This is a genomic window from Micromonospora sp. HK10, assembly GCF_000982955.1.
Taxonomy (GTDB): domain Bacteria; phylum Actinomycetota; class Actinomycetes; order Mycobacteriales; family Micromonosporaceae; genus Micromonospora.
Genome location: NZ_KQ058803.1, coordinates 1 through 18,499 on the forward strand (window position 1 = coordinate 1; position 18,499 = coordinate 18,499).

The 18,499-nt window shown below is 71.9% G+C and carries 18 protein-coding genes and 2 tRNA genes; 10 read left to right on the plus strand and 10 right to left on the minus strand.

What is annotated here, in order from left to right; genetic code table 11:
• The first annotated feature begins 664 nt into the window (after positions 1-664).
• Entirely contained in the window at positions 665-1,198 is a 534-nt protein-coding gene (locus tag LQ51_RS12250) for a YbhB/YbcL family Raf kinase inhibitor-like protein (RefSeq protein ID WP_046565268.1), read from the plus strand.
• Between the two features lie 42 nt (positions 1,199-1,240).
• Here LQ51_RS12250 and LQ51_RS12255 read toward each other — a convergent pair whose 3' ends face one another.
• Positions 1,241-1,951: a class I SAM-dependent methyltransferase gene (locus tag LQ51_RS12255; RefSeq protein ID WP_046565269.1), complete on the minus strand. Its 711-nt coding sequence runs from the start codon at positions 1,949-1,951 to the stop codon at positions 1,241-1,243.
• Between the two features lie 210 nt (positions 1,952-2,161).
• Here LQ51_RS12255 and LQ51_RS12260 point away from each other — a divergent pair, with 210 nt between their 5' ends.
• Positions 2,162-3,973: a glycosyltransferase family protein gene (locus LQ51_RS12260; protein WP_046565272.1), complete on the plus strand. Its 1,812-nt coding sequence runs from the start codon at positions 2,162-2,164 to the stop codon at positions 3,971-3,973.
• A gap of 21 nt (positions 3,974-3,994) precedes the next feature.
• Here LQ51_RS12260 and LQ51_RS12265 read toward each other — a convergent pair whose 3' ends face one another.
• Positions 3,995-4,777, minus strand: coding sequence for an IucA/IucC family C-terminal-domain containing protein (locus LQ51_RS12265; RefSeq protein ID WP_046565314.1), 783 nt, complete (start codon positions 4,775-4,777; stop codon positions 3,995-3,997).
• Between the two features lie 323 nt (positions 4,778-5,100).
• On the opposite strand from LQ51_RS12265, the gene LQ51_RS12270 reads away from it, so the two are divergent.
• Positions 5,101-6,627 (plus strand): peptide deformylase, encoded by a 1,527-nt coding sequence (locus tag LQ51_RS12270; protein WP_046565275.1) that lies wholly within the window; start codon positions 5,101-5,103, stop codon positions 6,625-6,627.
• A gap of 133 nt (positions 6,628-6,760) precedes the next feature.
• Here LQ51_RS12270 and LQ51_RS12275 read toward each other — a convergent pair whose 3' ends face one another.
• Entirely contained in the window at positions 6,761-7,882 is a 1,122-nt protein-coding gene (locus LQ51_RS12275) for a globin domain-containing protein (protein WP_046565277.1), read from the minus strand.
• A 145-nt stretch (positions 7,883-8,027) separates the two neighbouring features.
• On the opposite strand from LQ51_RS12275, the gene LQ51_RS12280 reads away from it, so the two are divergent.
• Positions 8,028-8,801, plus strand: coding sequence for a CPBP family intramembrane glutamic endopeptidase (locus tag LQ51_RS12280; protein ID WP_046565280.1), 774 nt, complete (start codon positions 8,028-8,030; stop codon positions 8,799-8,801).
• A 9-nt stretch (positions 8,802-8,810) separates the two neighbouring features.
• Here LQ51_RS12280 and LQ51_RS33885 read toward each other — a convergent pair whose 3' ends face one another.
• Positions 8,811-9,887, minus strand: a complete 1,077-nt coding sequence (locus LQ51_RS33885) for a hypothetical protein (RefSeq protein WP_046565281.1) — start codon at positions 9,885-9,887, stop codon at positions 8,811-8,813.
• 923 nt (positions 9,888-10,810) lie between these two features.
• On the opposite strand from LQ51_RS33885, the gene LQ51_RS12295 reads away from it, so the two are divergent.
• Positions 10,811-10,901 (plus strand) — tRNA-Ser (locus tag LQ51_RS12295).
• Positions 10,902-10,937: 36 nt separating this feature from the next.
• Positions 10,938-11,013: transfer RNA gene (locus LQ51_RS12300), tRNA-Arg, on the plus strand.
• A gap of 343 nt (positions 11,014-11,356) precedes the next feature.
• Here LQ51_RS12300 and LQ51_RS12305 read toward each other — a convergent pair.
• The 3 genes from LQ51_RS12305 to LQ51_RS12315 form a co-directional block, all read right to left on the minus strand.
• Positions 11,357-11,614: a dihydrofolate reductase family protein gene (locus tag LQ51_RS12305; protein WP_052744836.1), complete on the minus strand. Its 258-nt coding sequence runs from the start codon at positions 11,612-11,614 to the stop codon at positions 11,357-11,359.
• 183 nt (positions 11,615-11,797) lie between these two features.
• Entirely contained in the window at positions 11,798-12,190 is a 393-nt protein-coding gene (locus tag LQ51_RS12310; protein WP_046565285.1) for a VOC family protein, read from the minus strand.
• Between the two features lie 145 nt (positions 12,191-12,335).
• Complete coding sequence (locus LQ51_RS12315) at positions 12,336-13,358, minus strand: CehA/McbA family metallohydrolase (RefSeq protein ID WP_156313054.1); 1,023 nt, start codon at positions 13,356-13,358, stop codon at positions 12,336-12,338.
• A gap of 73 nt (positions 13,359-13,431) precedes the next feature.
• On the opposite strand from LQ51_RS12315, the gene LQ51_RS31205 reads away from it, so the two are divergent.
• On the plus strand, positions 13,432-14,157 hold the full coding sequence (locus LQ51_RS31205; protein WP_052744837.1) for a hypothetical protein: 726 nt from the start codon (positions 13,432-13,434) through the stop codon (positions 14,155-14,157).
• A 31-nt stretch (positions 14,158-14,188) separates the two neighbouring features.
• On the opposite strand, the gene LQ51_RS12325 is transcribed toward LQ51_RS31205, so the two are convergent.
• From LQ51_RS12325 to LQ51_RS12335, 3 genes are all read right to left on the minus strand, one after another.
• Entirely contained in the window at positions 14,189-14,629 is a 441-nt protein-coding gene (locus LQ51_RS12325; protein ID WP_046565289.1) for a hypothetical protein, read from the minus strand.
• A gap of 120 nt (positions 14,630-14,749) precedes the next feature.
• The gene (locus LQ51_RS12330; protein WP_052744838.1) at positions 14,750-15,175 is read right to left on the minus strand and encodes a DUF4259 domain-containing protein; all 426 of its coding nucleotides are present in this window, start codon (positions 15,173-15,175) and stop codon (positions 14,750-14,752) included.
• Positions 15,176-15,366: 191 nt separating this feature from the next.
• Positions 15,367-15,993, minus strand: a complete 627-nt coding sequence (locus LQ51_RS12335) for a class I SAM-dependent methyltransferase (RefSeq protein WP_046565292.1) — start codon at positions 15,991-15,993, stop codon at positions 15,367-15,369.
• A 60-nt stretch (positions 15,994-16,053) separates the two neighbouring features.
• On the opposite strand from LQ51_RS12335, the gene LQ51_RS12340 reads away from it, so the two are divergent.
• The 3 genes from LQ51_RS12340 (at position 16,054) to LQ51_RS12350 (ending at position 18,431) form a co-directional block, all read left to right on the plus strand.
• Positions 16,054-16,842, plus strand: a complete 789-nt coding sequence (locus tag LQ51_RS12340; protein ID WP_231605715.1) for an alpha/beta fold hydrolase — start codon at positions 16,054-16,056, stop codon at positions 16,840-16,842.
• 141 nt (positions 16,843-16,983) lie between these two features.
• The gene (locus LQ51_RS12345) at positions 16,984-17,478 is read left to right on the plus strand and encodes a sigma-70 family RNA polymerase sigma factor (RefSeq protein ID WP_046565296.1); all 495 of its coding nucleotides are present in this window, start codon (positions 16,984-16,986) and stop codon (positions 17,476-17,478) included.
• Positions 17,475-18,431, plus strand: a complete 957-nt coding sequence (locus LQ51_RS12350; protein ID WP_052744839.1) for a CU044_5270 family protein — start codon at positions 17,475-17,477, stop codon at positions 18,429-18,431. The genes LQ51_RS12345 and LQ51_RS12350 overlap by 4 nt, the downstream gene beginning before the upstream one ends.
• Positions 18,432-18,499 lie beyond the last annotated feature (68 nt).

An 18,499-nucleotide genomic window follows, 5' to 3' on the forward strand; every position in this document is an offset into this window, starting at 1 on the left:
CGGTCGGCCTCGGCGTGCGCGATGCCGGTCATGGTCGCCGAGACGGCGGCCAGCAGGACGGCGCTGGCGACGGCGACGAGCGGCCGGACCCGGGTACGCCCGCGGCGCTCGGGTAGGACGGGGTGGTTGTTCACGGCGTGCATCCCTCTCGTGGGGCAGCCCGAGGGACCCGGGCTGCAAGACACGACTCGACGCCGTCGTGGGGGGCCGCGGGGCACGGCCGCCACGGACAGCGCCGGACCACGTGGCGGCTGTGCCGCTCGGGGTCTATGACGACCGAGGAACCAGCTCGCTACCGCAGCCCGGATCGATAGCCGCTAAGGTTCATCGATGCTTGCATCATCGATCGGCCTTCCCGCGCTGTCAACAACTTCCGGAAGCCCTCGGGAAGGTCCTCCTGTCGAGATTGTGAACCCATCCCTGCTGAGCTGCTGATATCTGGCCAGCGACGCGATCGCGGTTCGCGAATGCGCCCACCGGCCACCGGGCTGGGTACCGAGACTTGCGGGGGCACCACCGAAAGTTTCGTGGCCGGTCGGCCCGGCCCGCCCGGCGTCCCGCCGGAGGGCGGGCGGGCCGGACCGCCCCTTCCGGTTCGATCGGGACCGGCGAAGGGGTATGAAGGGGCGCAGGACATTCGCGCGCACCCGGAAGGACCGTTTCGATGACCCTGGAACGACCGATCGCCCCGGACCCGTACGAGCTGCTGCCGACGGTGCCGTCGTTCAACCTCACCAGCGACGACGTGCACAACGGTGAGCCGATGGACGCGCGGCACGCGCACGACAGCGCCGGCGGCGAGAACGTCTCCCCGCAGCTGTCCTGGTCGGGCTTCCCGGACGAGACGAAGAGTTTCGTGGTGACCTGCTTCGACCCGGACGCCCCGACCGGTAGTGGTTTCTGGCACTGGGTGCTGGTGGACGTGCCGGCCTCGACGACCGAGCTGCCCACCGGCGTACGGGAGAGCGAGCTGGGCGGGGCGTTCAGCATCCGCAACGACTACGGCGACACCGGCTTCGGCGGCGCCGCCCCGCCGCCCGGCGACCGGCCGCACCGCTACGTCTTCGCCGTGCACGCGGTCGACGTGGAGCGGCTCGACGTCGGCCCGGGGGCCAGCCCGGCGTACGTCGGTTTCAACCTGGCGTTCCACACCCTGGCCCGGGCGGTCATCCGCCCCACGTACCAGATCAAGGAGTGAGCCGGAGCGGGGAGGGGCCCGCCGGGGCCACTCCCCGCCGGGTCAGCCGGGTACGCGGGCGACGGCGAAGACGGACTGCCCGAACGGCGGCCGGATGCGCTGCTCGGCGGCCTTGGTGGCGGGCAGCACCAGGGTGTCGTAGACCTTCACCATCGGGCCCTCCTTCGGCATCAGCCGGAAGACCTTGGTGGCCATGAAGTAGCCGATCAGGCCGAGTGCGTTCGCATAGTGGATCTTCTCCACGGTGAGCCCGGCCTCGGTCATCGCCGCCGCGAGGCTCTTCTTGGTGTAGCGGCGGACGTGACCGGTGGCGACGTCGGCGGGGCTCATCGCGAACTGGAACGCCGGCACGATGATGATCACCGCGCCGCCGGGCCGGACCAGCTCGCGCATGCTGCGCAGCGCGCCCACGTGGTCCTCGATGTGCTCCAGCACGTTGTACGACACGGCGGCGCTGTAGTCGCCGCGCTCGGAGTGTGGCAGCAGCATCTGGCGGACCTCGACGCCCGGACGGTCGGCGAGCCGCTCCTTGAGCCGGACCAGCCGGTCGGGGTCCGCCTCGGTGGCGGTGATCCGGGGCAGCTGCGCGGACCACTCCAGCGCGTAGTCGCCCAGGCCGCTGCCGATCTCGATGGGGTTGTCACCGAGGTACGGCACCGCAAGTTCGACGAACCACCTGCGGTGGTTGACGGCCGTCGCCAAGCCCTCGAGGACCTCCGACTGGACGGCCTGATCCCCAGTGATTTCTGCCATGCGTCGATTCCTCACGATATGACTGACCCGCGCCTGGACCGACAAAGTCAACCATCCGGATGGATGGCATGGGAATCGGGGCACCGGGGGTGGCCGAATTGCGGTCGGGGGAGGGCACGTGATCGGCGGTTGGCGAACCCGGCACATAGTACGCCAGTACCCCGAAACATGTCACGGCCCTGCCATACCCTGACTACGCTCTGAATTGTCATGACTACTCCTGAATCGGACGCTGCTCCCGATGGCGTCGCGGAGGACGGGCCCGGCGAGGGCGAACGGCTGCGGCGGGGGCGGTGGGTCGACCTCGCCGCCGTGCTCAGCTTCGTCCTGCTCGCCTTCTGGGTGACCGCGCGGCTCTGGCTGGATCCCGCCGCCGAGGTCCGGGACAACCGCACCGATCAGGCGCAGTTCGAGTGGATGATGGCGCACGGCGCGCGCGTGGTGACCGATTTTGCCTATCCGTTCACGTCGGACCGGATGAATGTGCCGGACGGCGTCAATCTGATGGCTAATACGTCCGTATTATCCGTTTCATTGCCAATGACGCCGATCACGCTCCTCTCCGGGCCGCGTACCGCATTCCTGCTCTTCCTCACCCTGGGAATGGCCGCCACCGGCGTGGCCTGGTACTTCGTCCTTTCCCGGGTGCTGATCGGGTCCCGCGGGCCGGCCTGGCTCGGGGCCGGCTTCTCCGCCTTCGCACCCGCGATGATCTCGCACGCCAACGCCCACCCCAACATCGTGAGCCAGTTCGTGGTCCCCCTGATCATCTGGCGGACGCTGCGCCTGACCCAGCCGGGCCGCTGGGCGCGCAACGGCGTGTTGCTCGGGCTGGTGGTGGTCTGGCAGTCCTTCCTCAACCTGGAGATCCTGCTGATGACGGCGATCGGGCTCGGGGTGGTGGTGCTCGCCCTCGCCCTCGGCCGGCCGGAGACCCGCCGGTCCGCCCGCACCTTCTTTGCCGGTCTGGCCGTGGCCGCCCTGGTCGCGGTGGTGCTGCTCGCGTACCCGCTGTACGTGCAGTTCTTCGGGCCCGGGGCGTACCAGGGCCTGTCGGAGCTGATCCGGGGCTACCGCACCGACCTGGCCTCGTACGTCGCCTGGTCCAGGGAGTCGCTGGCCGGGGACGCCCGGGGCAGCGTGTGGCTGGTCAAGAACGCCACCGAGGAGAACGCCTTCTTCGGCTGGCCGCTCGCCGTGCTCGCGGTGGCGCTGCTCTGGTGGCTACGGCGCAACGTCGTGGTGCTCGGTCTGGCCGCGGTCGGCGCGGTGTTCGTCCTCTTCTCCCTCGGCCGGGAGATCCGCTTCGACGGGCGGGACACCGGCATCCCCGGTCCCTGGGCCGCGCTGGAGAACCTGCCGATCCTGCACTCCGTGGTGCCCACCCGCTGGTCGCTCGCGCTCACCCCGATCGTGGGGATCCTGCTGGCGCTCGGCGCGGAACACGCCCGCCGGCTGGCCCGGCGCCACCCGGCCGCCCGGGGGCAGATCCGGTTCGCCACCACCACCGTGCTGACCATGGCGCTGCTGCCGCTCCTGCCCACCCCGCTGCCCGCGGTACGCCGTGAACCGACCCCCACCTTCATCACCTCCGGGGCCTGGCGTCCCTATCTGGCCGGCGGGCACAGTCTCGTCACGCTGCCGCTACCGGACACCACGTACGCCGTTCCGCTGCGCTGGTCCGCCGAGACCCGGCTGGAGCTGCCGCTGGCCCGGGGCTACTTCCTCTACCCCGACACCCGGCCCGGGGCCGACCGGGAAGCGCTCTTCACCGCCCCGCCCCGCCCGACCAGCAGCTTCTTCACCCAGATCCGGAAGACCGACGCGGTGCCGCCGATCACCCCGCAGGACCGGGTCGCCGCGGTCGACGACCTGCGCTACTGGCGGGCCGGCGTGGTGCTCCTCGACCCCCGGCTGCACCAGGCCGGCGCGCTCCACCGGGGGATGACCGAGCTGACCGGCATCACGCCGACGTTCACCGGTGGGGTGTGGCTCTGGGACGTCCGGCCGCTGGTCGACTGAGCGCCGGCCCCGGCGGCCGGGTCAGGACGGCCGCAGGCAGCAGCCCTGGCAGATCTTCGGCCGGGGCAGGGTGAAGGCCAGGCAGCAGGTGCGCCGCTGCACCGTCGGCTCACCGGCCGGGCCGGGGACCAGTTCCACCAGGTCGGCCAGGTCGAGCGCGGCGAGCAGCGTGCCGACGCTCGCGGCGGCCGAGCCGGGCAGCGCGTCCGAGGCGCGCAGCAGGCCGTGCGCGATGCCGGAGGCGACCGAGCCGAGCAGCGTACGGGTGCCGAGCCGGACCTCGGTCTGCAGGGCCGCGATCAGCGGCGCGAAGTGGGCGTCGAGCAGCGTGCCGCGCAGCGCGTCCAGCAGCGCCGCCTCGTCGGCGACCACCCGGACGTCCGGGTGGCCGGCGAGCGCCAGCGGGTCACCGGGCAGCACCGCGACCGTGGTCGAGCGGCGCAACCCGAGGGTGAACAGCTGGCCCGGGTCGGCGAAGTGGAGCAGGACGTCGGCCGGGTCGGGCAGCGGCACCCGCCGGGCCGAGGCCCAGCCCAGCACCACCGGCAGCGCGGTCCAGTAGCTGTACGACTTCCAGGCCAGCGCGGCGCAGGCGTGCGGCGTGCCGCCGAAGCGCCGTCCGGCGGCGGCCAGGAACTCGGGCAGCCGGGTGCCGTCGATCAGCCGGGCGGCCGGGAACCAGCGGGGCTCGTCGGTGTCGACCAGGAGGCCGGGCGCGAGCCCGGGCACCTCGTCGGTGCCGAACATGGCGCGCAGCGCGGCGGTCACCGGGGCGAGCGGCGCCGCGGCGTCCCGCGTCGGCAGCACCGCTGTCACCTTGATCGGTCCCCTGTCCGGTGTCCCCACCACTCGACATCCGTCATCCGGCTGAGCTAAGGCTAGCCTAACCACAGCGGGGGGTCGGGGGGAAGTCGGCTCCGGGGTCCGGGGAAGAGATGCCGGTCACGTCCCGCGCCGGGTACTACCCGGTAGCGCGGGCGGAAAACGCCGGCGGAGCGGGGCGGGAGGCGGCGTAAGCATCGACGCCCACCGTTGAATTGTCAAGGTAAGTGTCGAATACGAGGCACTTTCCGTACACGTTCGGCCACCAGACGTGAAAATGGTTGCTCCCGCGTACGAGGAAGCCGATGTCGACCTCACCCATCGAGCGTGCCGCCGACTCGTTCGCGGCCGAGCTCGCCCGGCACCGCACCGGTCGTGGGCTGTCCAAGAAGCAGTTGGCGACCCTGATGGGCTTCGACCCGTCGTACGTCAGCCACGTCGAAGGGCGCCGGCACCGCCCCACCGAGGACTTCGCCCGCCGGGCCGAGGCCGTCCTGGAGGCCAGCGGCGCGATCTGGCAGCGCTACCGGGAGTACGACGAGCTGCGGCACGGCCGCTCCGGCCCGCACCGCGACCCGCCGGTCCCCGGCCAGTGGCTGCCACCCGGCACCGGCCTCGTGGTCGAGCGGGAATCCGCCACCCTCACCCACAGCGACGAGGGCTACCACTGCGTGATCCGGCGGGAGCTCTACAACGCCGGCACCGAACCAGTCACCCGCTACCTGGTCCGGGTCGCCGTCGACCGCTACCCCAACGACCCCGGCCGCTCCAACCGGCACCACCGGGAGCACCCGCTCACCTTCGCCGAGCTGCAACTCGAGGCGTACCGGGACGACGGCGGCGGGCGCGAGCCGATGCACTGGCGGGCCAAGCACGACCGGGACGCGTTCAAGGAGATCTGGCTGCTCTTCGAGAACGCCGAGGGCCGCTTCCCGCTCTACCCCGGCGACCGGGTGACCATCGAGTACGCCTACCGGGTCGGGCGGGACAAGTGGGGCCCCTGGTTCCAGCGGGCCGTACGCCTGCCCACCCGGCACCTCTCCGTCCAGCTCGACCTCCCGGCGGAGCTCGACCCGAAGGTGTGGGGAGCGGAAACCTCCCTCTCGTCCGAGGAAGGGCCGCTGCGTACCCCGGTGCAGCGGCACGACCGGGACGGCCGGGCGATCTACGAGTGGGCCACCGACGACCCGCCGTTGAACGCCCGCTACCGGCTCCAGTGGCGCTTCCGCAGCCTGCCGCCGGACGCCGAACCGGACGGCGCGGGCCCGGACGGCCGGGTCCGGGCCAGCGACCGGATGCGCGGCATCGGCATCGTCCAGCGCGGCGACGACCTGCTCCAGCAGCCCGCCCACCAGTTCGACCTGCCGCGCCAGGAACGGATCGCCCGGGACGTCGTCGACCGGCTCTCCGCCGTCCTGGTCCGCCTCGACGAGCTGCACCCGTTCAGCAAGGGCGTCGGCATCGCCGCGCCGCAGCTCGGCCTCGGCTGGGCCGCCGCCCTGGTCCGCCCCGCCGACCGGGCCGCCGAACCGGTGGTCCTGCTCAACCCCCGGATCGTCGACAGCGCCGCGGAGACCGACGAGCAGTACGAGGGCTGCCTCTCCTTCTTCGACCACCGCGGCCTGGTGCCCCGGTCGCTGCGGATCGACGTGGAACACGCCCAGTGGGACGGCAGCCGTGTGATCACGTCCTTCGAGTACGCGATGGCCCGGCTGGTCGCCCACGAGATCGACCACCTGGAGGGGCACCTCTACGTGGACCGGATGATCCCGGGCGTGCCGCTGGTGCCGGTCGAGGAGTACCGCGACACCGGCCACCCCTGGCGCTACTGACCCCTCCCTGCACCGCGGCCGGCCCCCGGTGCGGGGGCCGGTTGCCGGCCCGGCCCGCCGCATCCGGAACGGGGTGCCGGGTCGCGTGCCCCAGGGGGCAGGGGCACGCGACCCGGCTCGGGGGGAGGAACGGCTATCGGGCGGCGAAGGTGTCGTACCGGATGTGGTCCGGCGGCACGTCGTCGGCGGCGAGCGCGCGCAGGGTGGCCCGGACCATCGGGGCCGAGCCGGAGACGTAACAGTCGTGCGTGGTCCACGGGCCGTACCGGGTCACCACGTCGGAGATGTCACCCAGCTCGCCGTCGAAGTCCGGGTCCTCGCTGCACGCCGGGGTGACCGACAGCCACGGGTGGGCGGCGAGCAGCTCCTCCAGGCCGGCCAGCCCGTACAGCTCCGCCGGGCGGCGGGCGCCGTAGAAGACGTGCACCCAGCGGGTCCGGTTGACCTTGGTCAGCTCCTCCACCAGTGCCTTGACCGGCGCCAGCCCCACCCCGCCGGCCACGCAGAGGATGTCCCGGGTCGACGACCGGTCCAGCGTCATCGACCCCATCGGCGCGGCCACCCGCAGCAGGTCACCCGGCCTGGTCCGGCGGACCAGCGCCCCCGACACCCAACCCGCCGCGCCGGCCGGCGTCCGCACGTGGAACTCCAGCACGTTGTCGTCGTTCGGGGCGTTCGCCACCGAGTACGTCCGCCACACCCGCGGGTGGTAGCGGGGCACCTCGACGCTGACGTACTGCCCGGCCTGCCAGGTCAGCGGGTACTGGAGGGCCCGGACGGTCAGCACCGCGGTGTCCGGCCCGTGCCGCTCGTGGGTCAGCACCTCGGCGTGCCAGAACGGCGGGTTCCCGTCCGCCGCCGCCCCGGCGAGCATCCGCTCGGTGATGCTCGCGTACGCCTCCCGCCACGCCTGGTCGAACTCCAGGTTCCAGCCGTCCCCGGCGGTGCTGCGCAGCGCGTCCAGCAGGGCGACGCCCATGGTCGCGTAGTGCCCCGCCTCGACGTGGTATTTGCGGTGGTCCCGGCCCAGGGCCCGCAGGTACTCGTCGAAGCTCTCCGGGTCGCCGACCGTCTGGGTCGCGGTGACGATCGCCTCGAGGATCCGGTCGCCCTGCCCGTTCATCTGCACCGGGAAAAGCTTGCGCAGCTCCGGGTCGAGCAGGAACAGCCGGGCGTAGAAGTGACCGCTCAGCCGCTCCCGGTCCCCCTCGACCAGGGTCCAGCTCTCCTTCAACAGCCGCGCGAAGTTCTCCACGGGGGCACGCTCCTTCTCCTGACGGCCGGATCGGCCCCCATAGAATCTCCACGGAGCGTGCCCACCGGTCGCACACAATGTGCGATCGATTCATCCCCTGCCGGAGCCGGTGCCGGCTGGCCGCCGCGTGCGGCACAGTGGTCCGGTGACGGTTGACGAGCTCACCCGCCCGGTGTCCCGCCGGACGCTGGGCACCGAGACGCTGCTGGTGCTCGGTCTCTCCCTCGGCCAGTCGGCGGTGTACGCCCTGGTCTCGCTGATCGCCAAGCTGACCGCCGCGGGTGGCCTGTCGAAGCAGACCGCGGCGCTGAACACCTCGGCCTCGGCCCGGCCGTACCTCGACCTCACCTACCAACTCCTCGGGATCGGCTTCGCGCTGCTGCCGGTGCTGCTCGCCGTACACCTGCTGGCCCGGGACCCCGGCGACCCGGCCCGGACCCTCGGGGTGGACCTGCGCCGGCCCGGGTCGGACCTGGCGCGCGGTGCCGGGCTCGCCGCCCTCATCGGCCTGCCCGGGCTGGCGCTGTTCTGGGCGGCCGCGCAGCTCGGCGTCAACGCCACCCTGGTGCCGGCCGCCCTGCCGCACCTCTGGTGGGCGGTCCCGGTGCTGATCCTCGCCGCCGTGCAGAACGCCGTGCTGGAGGAGGTGATCGTGGTCGGCTACCTGGTCACCCGGCTGGGGCAGCTGCGCTGGCGGCTGGCCGCCGTGGTCGCCGCCAGCGCGGTGCTGCGCGGCTCCTACCACCTCTACCAGGGCTTCGGCGCGTTCGTCGGCAACGCGGTGATGGGCGTGATCTTCAGCCTGTTCTTCCTGCGTACCCGCCGGGTCGCCCCGCTGATCGTCGCGCACACCCTGCTCGACGTGGTCGCCTTCGTCGGCTACGCGGCGCTGCCCCGCTCCTGGTTCGACTGGCTCTGACCGGGGCGCTCACCGACCCCGGTCCGGCCGGTAGCGGGCGATGGCCCGGGCGGCCAGCCGCTGCGTCGCGGCCGCGTCGCCCGCCGCGGCGGTGAGCACCGCCGCGCCCGGCAGCAGCCGGGACGCCAGCCGCAACCCCAACCAGCCGCCGGCCTGCGCCGCGAGCGGCGTGGCCAGCCGCCACGCCGCCTCGGCCGCCCGCGGCCCCGGCCCGTCCGCCGACGGCCCCACCGACCGGACCGCCGCCAGGGCCGACCGGGCGGTGCCCACGTCCGGATGCACCTGCGTCAGCACCAGCAGTTCGGGCACCCGGTCCGGATCGGCCGGATCATGGCCGTGCACGGCCGCCAGGTGCAGCACCAGGTTGGCCTGGGTCCAGAGCACCGCCGTCAGCTCCACCGCCGGCGCGAGCAGCCCGGCGGCCGCCGCGAGCGCCCCGCCCGCGCCGGCCAGCCGGACGAACCGCCGGGTGGCCAGCCGGGCCAACCCGTCGGCGTCCGCCGCCGGGTAGGTCTCGCGGGTCCGCCGTACCCAGTCGGCGGCGCGCGGCCCCAGCGCGTCCACCGCCGCGAGGGCCAGCAGCTCCGGAGCGAAGCCCGGATGATCGAGCACGCGCGCGCCGACGGCCCGCCAGCTCTCCCCGGCGGTACGCACCGGAGCCGGCGTGACCTCGCTCAGCGGGACGGTGACCACCTCCCGCCGGTCCGGCTGCCCGGTGGGTGCCGGCTCGGGCGCGGCCGGCTCCGGGCTCGCGGCGCTGGTGGGCTCGACGACCGTGGTCGACGGATCGGGCGCCGGGCCGCCCCGGTCCTGGGCGGCCTCGGACGCGACCGGTGAGGTGGGTTCGGTGGTCGGGGACGGCGGGTCGAGCGGCGGGGTGCGCCGGTCCTGGGCGGTCTCGGACGCGACCGGTGGGGTGGGTCCGGTGGTCGCGGGCGGCGGGTCGAGCGGTGCGGTGAGCTGGCCCTGGGCGATGTCGGGCTGGCCGGTGGGAGTGGGCGCGGGCCCGGTGACGAGCTGCGCGGGGGGTACCGACCGCCTCGCGGTGGTGGTCTTCCGGGCGGGGGCGGCCGTCGCCTTCGTCACCCGGCGGGCCGGCGGTGGGGTTTCCGGCCCGTCCGGGATCTCGGGCCGGGTCGTGGCGGCCTTCCGGGACGCTTTCTTCGTGGCCTTCGTAGCCTTTGTGGCCTTCGTTGCTTGGCTGGTGGCCTTCGTGGCTTGGGCCGCCTTCGTGGCCTTTCGGGCCGGCCTCGGTGCTGCCGCCTCGACCGACTCGCGCGTGTCCGCCCGGGTTGCCTCCCGGGCCGGGGTTGGTTTTTGAGCCGGAGCCGCCGCTTCGGCAGCCGGTCCGGCGGCGGCCGGGTCAGGCCCTCGGTCCGGGCCCACCACCCCGCTACCCGAACCGGGGGTGCCCCCCGCCTGGCCGGGCGACGCATCGTCGGCGGCCCGGACCTCACCGGAAGCATCATCGCCACTGGTCCGGGGGCCAGCGGAAGCGGCGCCACCTGCGGCCCGGCCGCCAGCGGAAGCGGCACCACCTGCGGCACGGCCGCCGGCAGGTGCGTCATCGCCGGTCTGCATGGCATTGGAAAGGTCGTCGCCGCCCGTCCGGGCGGACGGAAGGGCTGTCGGCGCGGCGGCCGGCCGGTCCGGCGCGGGTGTGCTGGCCCGAGCCGGGTCGGGCGGCTGGAAGAGCACCGAGGGCGCGGTCCGGGCCCGCCGGGGGCGGGGCGGCGTCGCCCGGTCCTCTGCCACCGGCTCGGCGGGGGCCTCCGGTGCCGGGGGTGGAGTGAAGGTCGGCTTGGTGGAGCGGCTCCGCCGGGCCTTGGCGGCGGGCTCGCGACGGGGCGGATCGCTCGGCGGCTGCTCCTGCATATCGATGGAGCGTAGTCGCGGACGGGACGTCGCACACGACGGAAACGCAGCGGCTGAGCGGCGGACCGGTAGTCGCTTTGCCCCGGGTGGGGGCGGACCTGTATCCTCGGGCGCGGTGGTCTCCGGGCCACCAGGGAGACTTCGCCTAGTCTGGTCTATGGCGCCGCACTGCTAATGCGGTTGGGGTTTTAAAGCCCCTCCCGGGTTCGAATCCCGGAGTCTCCGCGCGAAAGCCGGGTGTGTAGACTGGCCGAGCAGCAAGCGCCCGTAGCTCAACGGATAGAGCATCTGACTACGGATCAGAAGGTTAGGGGTTCGAGTCCCTTCGGGCGCGCCAGATCGAACAGGAAAACGCACAGGGCCGGTCGCTTGCGACCGGCCCTGACAGCAACCGGTGACAGCAACGTCATTTGCCGAACTCTTGATCGAACAGGCCGCCGAGCTGATCAAGGCGGCCCGCCAAGCGGGCCGCGCCGGCGCACCTGGCCTGCTGGCGGCCTCCGGCCGACATTGGCCGGGCCGGCCGGCCACGCTGCGGAGCACCAGGAGTGCATGACGGGCTCAGGCGGGACGACCACCATCGGGGTTGCTCTCCATTGGCGGCAGGGCGATCGCTGGCGGCCACCTTCGCCGAGAGACGGATGGCCTACCGCTGTCCGACGCGGCTGAAACCCGGGCGGTCAGGAGTCACGGCCGGGCGCGACGTAGCGCAACGCAAGGAATGACCCGTACTGGTTGGTCTCTGCCAAGGCCCACGGCGTGTACGCCGCTGCGTGCAGCAGTCGGGTGCCGGAGCCGACCAGGACTGGTGCGACACCGATGTGAAGCTCGTCGACGAGGTCGGCCTGCACGAACTGGGTCGCAAGCTCCGCGCCGCCGAGGATCCAGACGTTCGTTCCCTTGGCCGCCTCGACCAGCTGCGGGTGCACCTCGGTCACCTAAGGATCACCACGGCCGGCTGCCTATCGGTCTGCCAACGCGAAACGCGGCCTGGAAGCCCGCTCATCACATGACGGGCAACCAACTCACGGATCTGCGATGAGCAGGACACGTCGAGGCGGGTACGGAAAGCGGTGATCCGTCCGTGCGCAGCACCGTGGCCTTCGTCCGCGCGGGCTCGATCAGCCGAGCTGAGTTGGGCTGGCCGTGGCCTCCCAGGTGGTCAGGCAGAACGGGTGGCCCGCCGGGTCGGCGTAGACGTAACACTGCTCGCTGTTGGGCTGGAAGTCGTACTTTATTGCTCCGGCAGCGAGCACGCGGGCCTCGGCGGCTTCTCGGTCCACGACCATGAAGTCGAGATGCATCATGATCGACGAGGTGGGGTCGGGCCAGGTGGGTGGCGTGTATCCGGGCACAGTCTGGAAGTTGATCCGCCCGGCCGGGCTCAGCACGCATGCCCAGCCGTCCCCGGCGTGCGTCAGGGTTCCGCCGGTGATGCCGGCGTAGAACTCCGCCAGGGCGACGGCGTCCGGGCAGTCCAGGGTGACCGCGCTGAGCCTGATCTCGTCGGACATGTCGCCTCCTGTGGCTCGTGCCGGCCGGTCGCCAGGCGCCCGCACCGATCCGATGACCAGCACGACGGCGCGCTCGACAAACTGAACGACGTAACCTACCGCACCCATTGGTCGAGCCGCTGAGCTTGCCGGGCGGCACCGGAGTTCAGGTCAGGATGACGGGATTGGTGAGCGCGGCCAGGTGGCCATGCGGGTGGCGTACCTCCACGCGCACGAACGCCGACTCGGCCGCGCTGGTGTGCCATTCCACGACACCGGCGCCGCTGCTGGGCAGGGATTCGCGGTACGCCACGCCTTGTTCAGTGTGGACGCTGACCGTCCCGTCTGGCACGCCCCGCACGTCCAGCCGTACCAGAGCCTGCCCGCCGTGGGTGTCCAGTTGCTCGCCGATCCCCGCGCTGCCGTGCTCGCCGGAAACGGTGAGCGACAGCTCGACCGCTGCCGAATCGGTGATCCAGCTGCGTCCGGCGCGGATGCCGGCGAGGACCGCCTCAGTGCTCAGCTCCTCGGCCAGTACGACGGTGTGCGGTATGCCGATCTGCTCGTCCAGATGCGTGTCGCTGTTGCCGATCGCCGGCCGCCACCGCCCGTGGTGGAGGTCGGCAGCCAGGCTGCGGCCCCATTCGGCCAGCGCCGCCTCATTGTCTGCGTTCCAGGGCAGGTCGGAACTCCACAGCCCGTTCCACACCTCGACGACGTCGAATCCCCGGAACGGGTACATGAAGGTGCCGGTCGGATACGGTGCGTGCGGGTGCGCCGCTACGCACAGTCCACCGACCTGATGTACCTGGTCTAGGTGCTGGTCGAGCACGTCCTCGCGGACGCCGTAGCGCCAATCGACCAGCTGCCCCGGTTCGATCCCGAGCGCGAGCCAGTGCCCGGTCCGGGTGGTGACCTCCTGGCCGAGAATGACCAGCAGGTCGTCACCGGCGATTGGACCCCAGACGCCGTGGGTGTCGGAGGTGTTGTGCTCGGTGACGGCGATGAAGTCCAGCCCGAACTTCCGCGCGCCGGCGGCAAGCTGCTCCGGCGTCAACTCACCACCGTTCGAGCGCGACGAATGCACATGGCAGTCACCTCGGTACCAGCCGCGCCCCCGACCGGCCAACCGCCGCGGCGGGAAGTGCGCCTGCGACCTGACCTCCGGCACGTCCTCATCCCCGTCCATCCCGGCAGGGTACGCACCGGGAACCGGAGACCACGAACCGGAGAGGAAGCGGAAGGAGGTGGATACTCAACGGATGCGCGACGAGGAAGTCTTCCAGGCGATTGCCGATCGGGTGGCTGCTCTCGACTACAGCGACTGGGTCTACGTCCGCCCCGGCCACCTCGACGCGGATGGCGGCTGGGTACGGACACCCGCTGCCGGTGACGTCCGGTGGCTGGAGGAGCGCGGGTCACCGACACATCGCGCGGCCGAGGCGGCCGGAGCCGTGGATCCGCTGCCGCCACTCGAGCCCGCCTCCGTCGATGCCGTGGCGGAGGCCGAAAGACTGCTCGGCCATCCGTTGCCGCCGTTGCTGCGTCGTCTCTACCTTGAGGTGGCCAATGGCGGCTTCGGTCCCGGCATACTCGGAGTCGCCGGCGGACACCCGGACGACAGGGGAAGGACGGCCGTCGATCGGCTGGACGCCCGCGAGCCTGCCGGCCTCTTCCCTGTCGCCTACTGGGGATGCGGGATCTACTCGTACGTCGACTGTTCCGAACCGTCGGCGATGATGTGGGGCTTCGATCCGAACTCGGGCCGGGCTGAGCGGTCGTTCTTCCCCGAGGGGATCTCCCTCACCGAGTGGCTGAGCCGGTGGCTCGATGGGCGCCTCCATCAGCCGATGGTGGTACAGGATCCGCAGACAGGTGCCTGGCGTGGCGCAACCGCTGCTGAGCATGAAGCCGAAGCTCTCGCGGTCGCCGAGCTGGCGGCCCGGATCAACGGAAGGCTCGCAGACGGACGCGAAGCCCAAGGGTAGGGGTAACACCGGACGGGGAGACTCGTACGGCTCAGGCTCCTCCGCGGATCCGCGTCACCGCGTCCGGCTGCAGGCGCACCACCTGGGCCGTCCAGCAGTCGGAGGATTCGGTCGCGACCTCTGCGCCACAGTCGCACACCAGGTTGGGGCCGTCGACACCGTCCAGTCCGCAGCAACCGTTACGACGTCCGTAGTCGGCGTGCAGGCGGCGTACGAGCAGGTCTTCCGGGCTGATCAGGACGGTGTTTCCTGGTCCCGCGGACACCACGTACCTTTCACTGTCGCTCGGCACGTAGGGCGGCCCGAACGCGTCGGCGTCGACCGCGAACTTCCCGCTCGGCACCCACGAGGGACTTTTCTCGCCAGGTTGGAGATCGGACGGCGAGACCGGATCCGGCAGAGCGGCGAACGGCACCTCGGCCAGGTCGTTCGTGAGTACGGTTCCACAGCGGGCGCAGGCGAAGACCGTCATGCAGAGATCATGAAGTAGGTCGCCGCGGCCGAGCTGCTCGCCCCCGAGTCCCGGGAAACTGCCCGCAGTATCCGGCACCCGTCGGGGAGATGGGGACAGACTGGCGGCCACCGCTGCTGCCTACCGGTCCGGCCGCATCCTGCTGGCAAGGACGCTGCGGATGCGCGTGATGGCATCCAGGGCGTCCGCGCGACTTTGATCAGTCGTCCAACTCTGTGCCCAGGGGCCACTCGGGGTCGTTGCCTCTTCGATGGCGCGCAGCCCAAGGCTCAGTAGCTCTGCCGGCAGCTGCTTTGGGAGCCACTCCGTCACTTCGTGCTCTGCATCGAACGGGTCATCGCCGGAGATGTTGACGGCCAGGACGGCTGCGGCCGCGATGACCTCGGTGTCCCAAAGATCGCGCGGCCACTCGGCGAGCGGAACGGCGGCGGACCGGAGAAGCCGGGACACCACGCCAAGGCGGGCATCCGGCGGCAACTCCGCGAGCGAGTCCAGGAAGTCCTCCGCGCCGTCGCTGTCGAACGGACCCTCGCCCCACGTACCCATGCGCCTCCCGCAGCCAACGGCAGGCTACGGGATCGGTACAGCACAGCCGGTCCGCGACGACTGCCGCCGCCCGACTACGACGGACGCCGCCCGACTACGACGGACCGGCTGGCCGGGTCTCGCAGACAGTCGAGACGGCCCGTGCCCCTGGGTGCTGCGCCAGGTTGCCCGTGCAGCGTCGAGGGACGGGGTCAGCTCGGTGGGCGCCGCGCCCAGAAGAGGGTGTGGCCGCTGCTGCCTTCCGGGATGAAGTCCTCCGCGATGATGGCCAGTCCCGCCTGGTGCAGCCATGACCGGTAGGTGGCGGCGTCGGCGTGGCTCCACCACATGGTGGCGGGACCGCCGAGCCAGTTGTCCTCGGTGCCGGTCCAGGCGCTGGTGCCGACGGTGGCGAGCAGCCACCCGCCGGGGCGTAGCCAGGTGGCGATGCTCTCGATGAGGCGTGGTTGATCGGCCAGGGGCAGGTGGATGAGGGCGTAGAGGCAGACCACGGCGTCGAGCGAGGCGGGTGGCAGCTGGAGTTGGCTGGCGTCGGCGCGCAGGAAGGTGCCGGTGGGCACCAGGCGGCGGGCCCGCTCGATCTGCACATCGCTGATGTCGACGCCGGTGACGTGATGGCCCGCGTCGGCGAGGAAGCGGGCCACGGGCACGCCGCAGCCGCATCCGAGGTCGAGGACTGCCGCCGAGGCCGGTAGGCGACCGTGCAGGCCGGCGAGCCAGGGACCGTACTGACCGTCGTCGGCGTCGTCGGATCGATAGTGGTAGGAGAGCGCGTCATACCCGCGCCGGACCAGGTCACGCTCGTCGTTGCCGTCCATCGTGCGGACGTTACGAGGGCCGGTGCCGGTTGCCGACCATTTGTCGACCACCGGCCGGCGGTGAACGAGGCAGCCGGCGCGGACCGGCGGGTGCGGCGGACGGGTCTGCCGACGGCAGAACGGCTTGGCTCCGGAGACGGGACTGGAGAGGCTCGGGGTGTGCCTGAACTGATCGACGTGGTGGTCGGGGAGCTGCGTCTCTCCCTGCGGGTGTGGCCGGCCGTTGACAGGGGCAGGACACCCGCCCTGCTGCTTCCTGCCACGGGAAAGACCACACGCGACTGGGACGGGATCGCCTCGGGCCTGTGTGCCGAGCGGACGGTGTACGCCGTCGACCTGCGTGGTCACGGTGCCAGCGAGTGGCCCGGCACGTACAGCCTGAAACTGTTCACGCGGGACGTCATCGGCATCCTGGACCGGCTGGACCTCGGCGCTGTGGATCTGGTCGGTCATTCCCTGGGTGGTCTGGTGGCCTGCGGGGTGGCCGCCGACCGGCCGGAACAGGTCCGCAGACTCGTGCTCGAGGACATCGGTTACCTGCACCCTCGGCCGCCGGGGCTTCCCGACCGGCCCGAGGGGGACCTGCCCTTCGACTGGCACCTGGTGGAGCAGGTCCGGCCCGAGATCGACGATCCAGATCCGGAATGGGCCGACATCGTCGCCCGGATCATGGCACCCACGTTGCTCATCGGCGGCGGAGCAGCCAGCCCGATCCCGCAGCAGCAACTCGCCGAACTGGCTGATCGTCTGGCTGATGCCCGGCTGGTGACGATCGCGGCCGGTCACCTGGTGCACGAGACCGCTCCCGACGACTACCTCAACCACCTGCTCGCGTTCCTTGCCGGGTAGGCCCGGTCGACGTACCACCGGCACCTCGTCGGCGACCAACCACGACGGGACCGGCAGGAAACGCCGGGGTCGGTCGTCGGATGCAGCGGGCGCGGTGGGTCGATGCGTCTACGGAGCGATGACAACCGATGAGGCGGGCGCATGACTTTCGAGAGCTTCGTGGCCGAGCAGGGCCAGTCGCTGTTACGGCTGGCGTTCGTGCTGTCCGGCAACCGCCAGCATGCGGAGGACCTCACCCAGAGCGCGCTCGTCGACGCGTACCGGCACTGGTCGAAGGTGGTCGCGGCCCGGAGCCCGGAGGCGTACGTGCGCCGCATGCTGATCAACGCGCACCTGAGCTGGCGACGGCGGCGCTGGACCACCGAACGCCCCGCGGAGCTGGGCGAATCCACCGCCGAGACGGTGCGGGACCCGAGCGACGCACTCGTCGAGCGCGAGAACCTGCGGACCCTCCTGGCGGGTCTCGCGCCGCGTGCGCGGACGGTGCTGGTGCTGAGGTACTACGTCGACCTGGACGACGCCGCGATAGCGGAGGCCATGGGCGTCACCGAGAGCTCGGTGCGCGCGACCGCCTCCCGGGCCCTGGCCAGCCTGCGTAGATCCGCCACCCTCACCCGTCTGGAGGAGACCCGATGAGCACCCTGCTCGAAGAGCAACTGCGGGACCTGTTCGCGGCCGATGCCGCGGCTGCCCCGCCGGCACCGGATCTCGTCGCCGCCACGCGCCGTGGCGTCCGGGACCGCCGGATCCGGGTCGCCTGGGCGGGCGCCGCCTGGGGTGCGGCGGCGAGCATCGCGGCGGCCGCCGTGGCCGTGATCGTGGTCTGGACGCCTGCGCCGCCCGAGCCGTTCCCGGACGTGGCGGCCCCACCCACCGGTCCGGTACGCGCTCCCGGCACGCTGTCGGAGACGCCGGGATTCGGGCCGGGAACGAGGCTGTCGATCCGGCCCGTCTCGCAGGTGCTCGGCCCGGCGGCGGAGACAGCAGCCCGGGGGCCGGACGTGCTGCCGCGCGCTGACCAGTACCTCTACCTGCGGGAGGTGGGACGCGACGGGCGCGTCAACGCCGAGCGGTGGTACTCGGTCGACGGCACCAGGGACGGCCTCGGCTTCAACCGGGAGAGCAACGGCATGGCGCGGTTCCTGTCTGCCGGTTGCCGGAACGGGCGCTACATCTCGGGTACCGAGAAGGGCGAGGCGTGCACCCCGATGCCGGCCTACCTGCCGGACCTTCCCACGGACGCCGGGGCCATGGTGCGTTATCTCAACCAACACAACGCCCATCTGAACAATGATCCCGCGCAGAACAAGACGAACGGCATCGCGAAGGACATGTGGCAGCTGGCCACCTCGCGTTACCTGAGGCCGGCACAGCGGGCGGCGCTCTACCAGGCGGCGGCCAGGATCGAGGGAATCACCGTCGTCGAGGGTGCGGTGGATGCCACCGGGCGGAAGGGCACGGGCGTGTCCTGGCGCTTCGGGAAGGACACCGTGATGTGGATCTTCGACCCGGTCTCGTACGCCTACCTCGGCACGGGTACCGACACGACCGTCCAGGCGATCGTGGACGAGGTCGGCCAGCGGCCCTAAGCCGTCCGGCGGACGTGGGCCGGGCTCGCCCCGGATCTTCGTTGCCGGGCACTGGCCGGCCCTCCCGG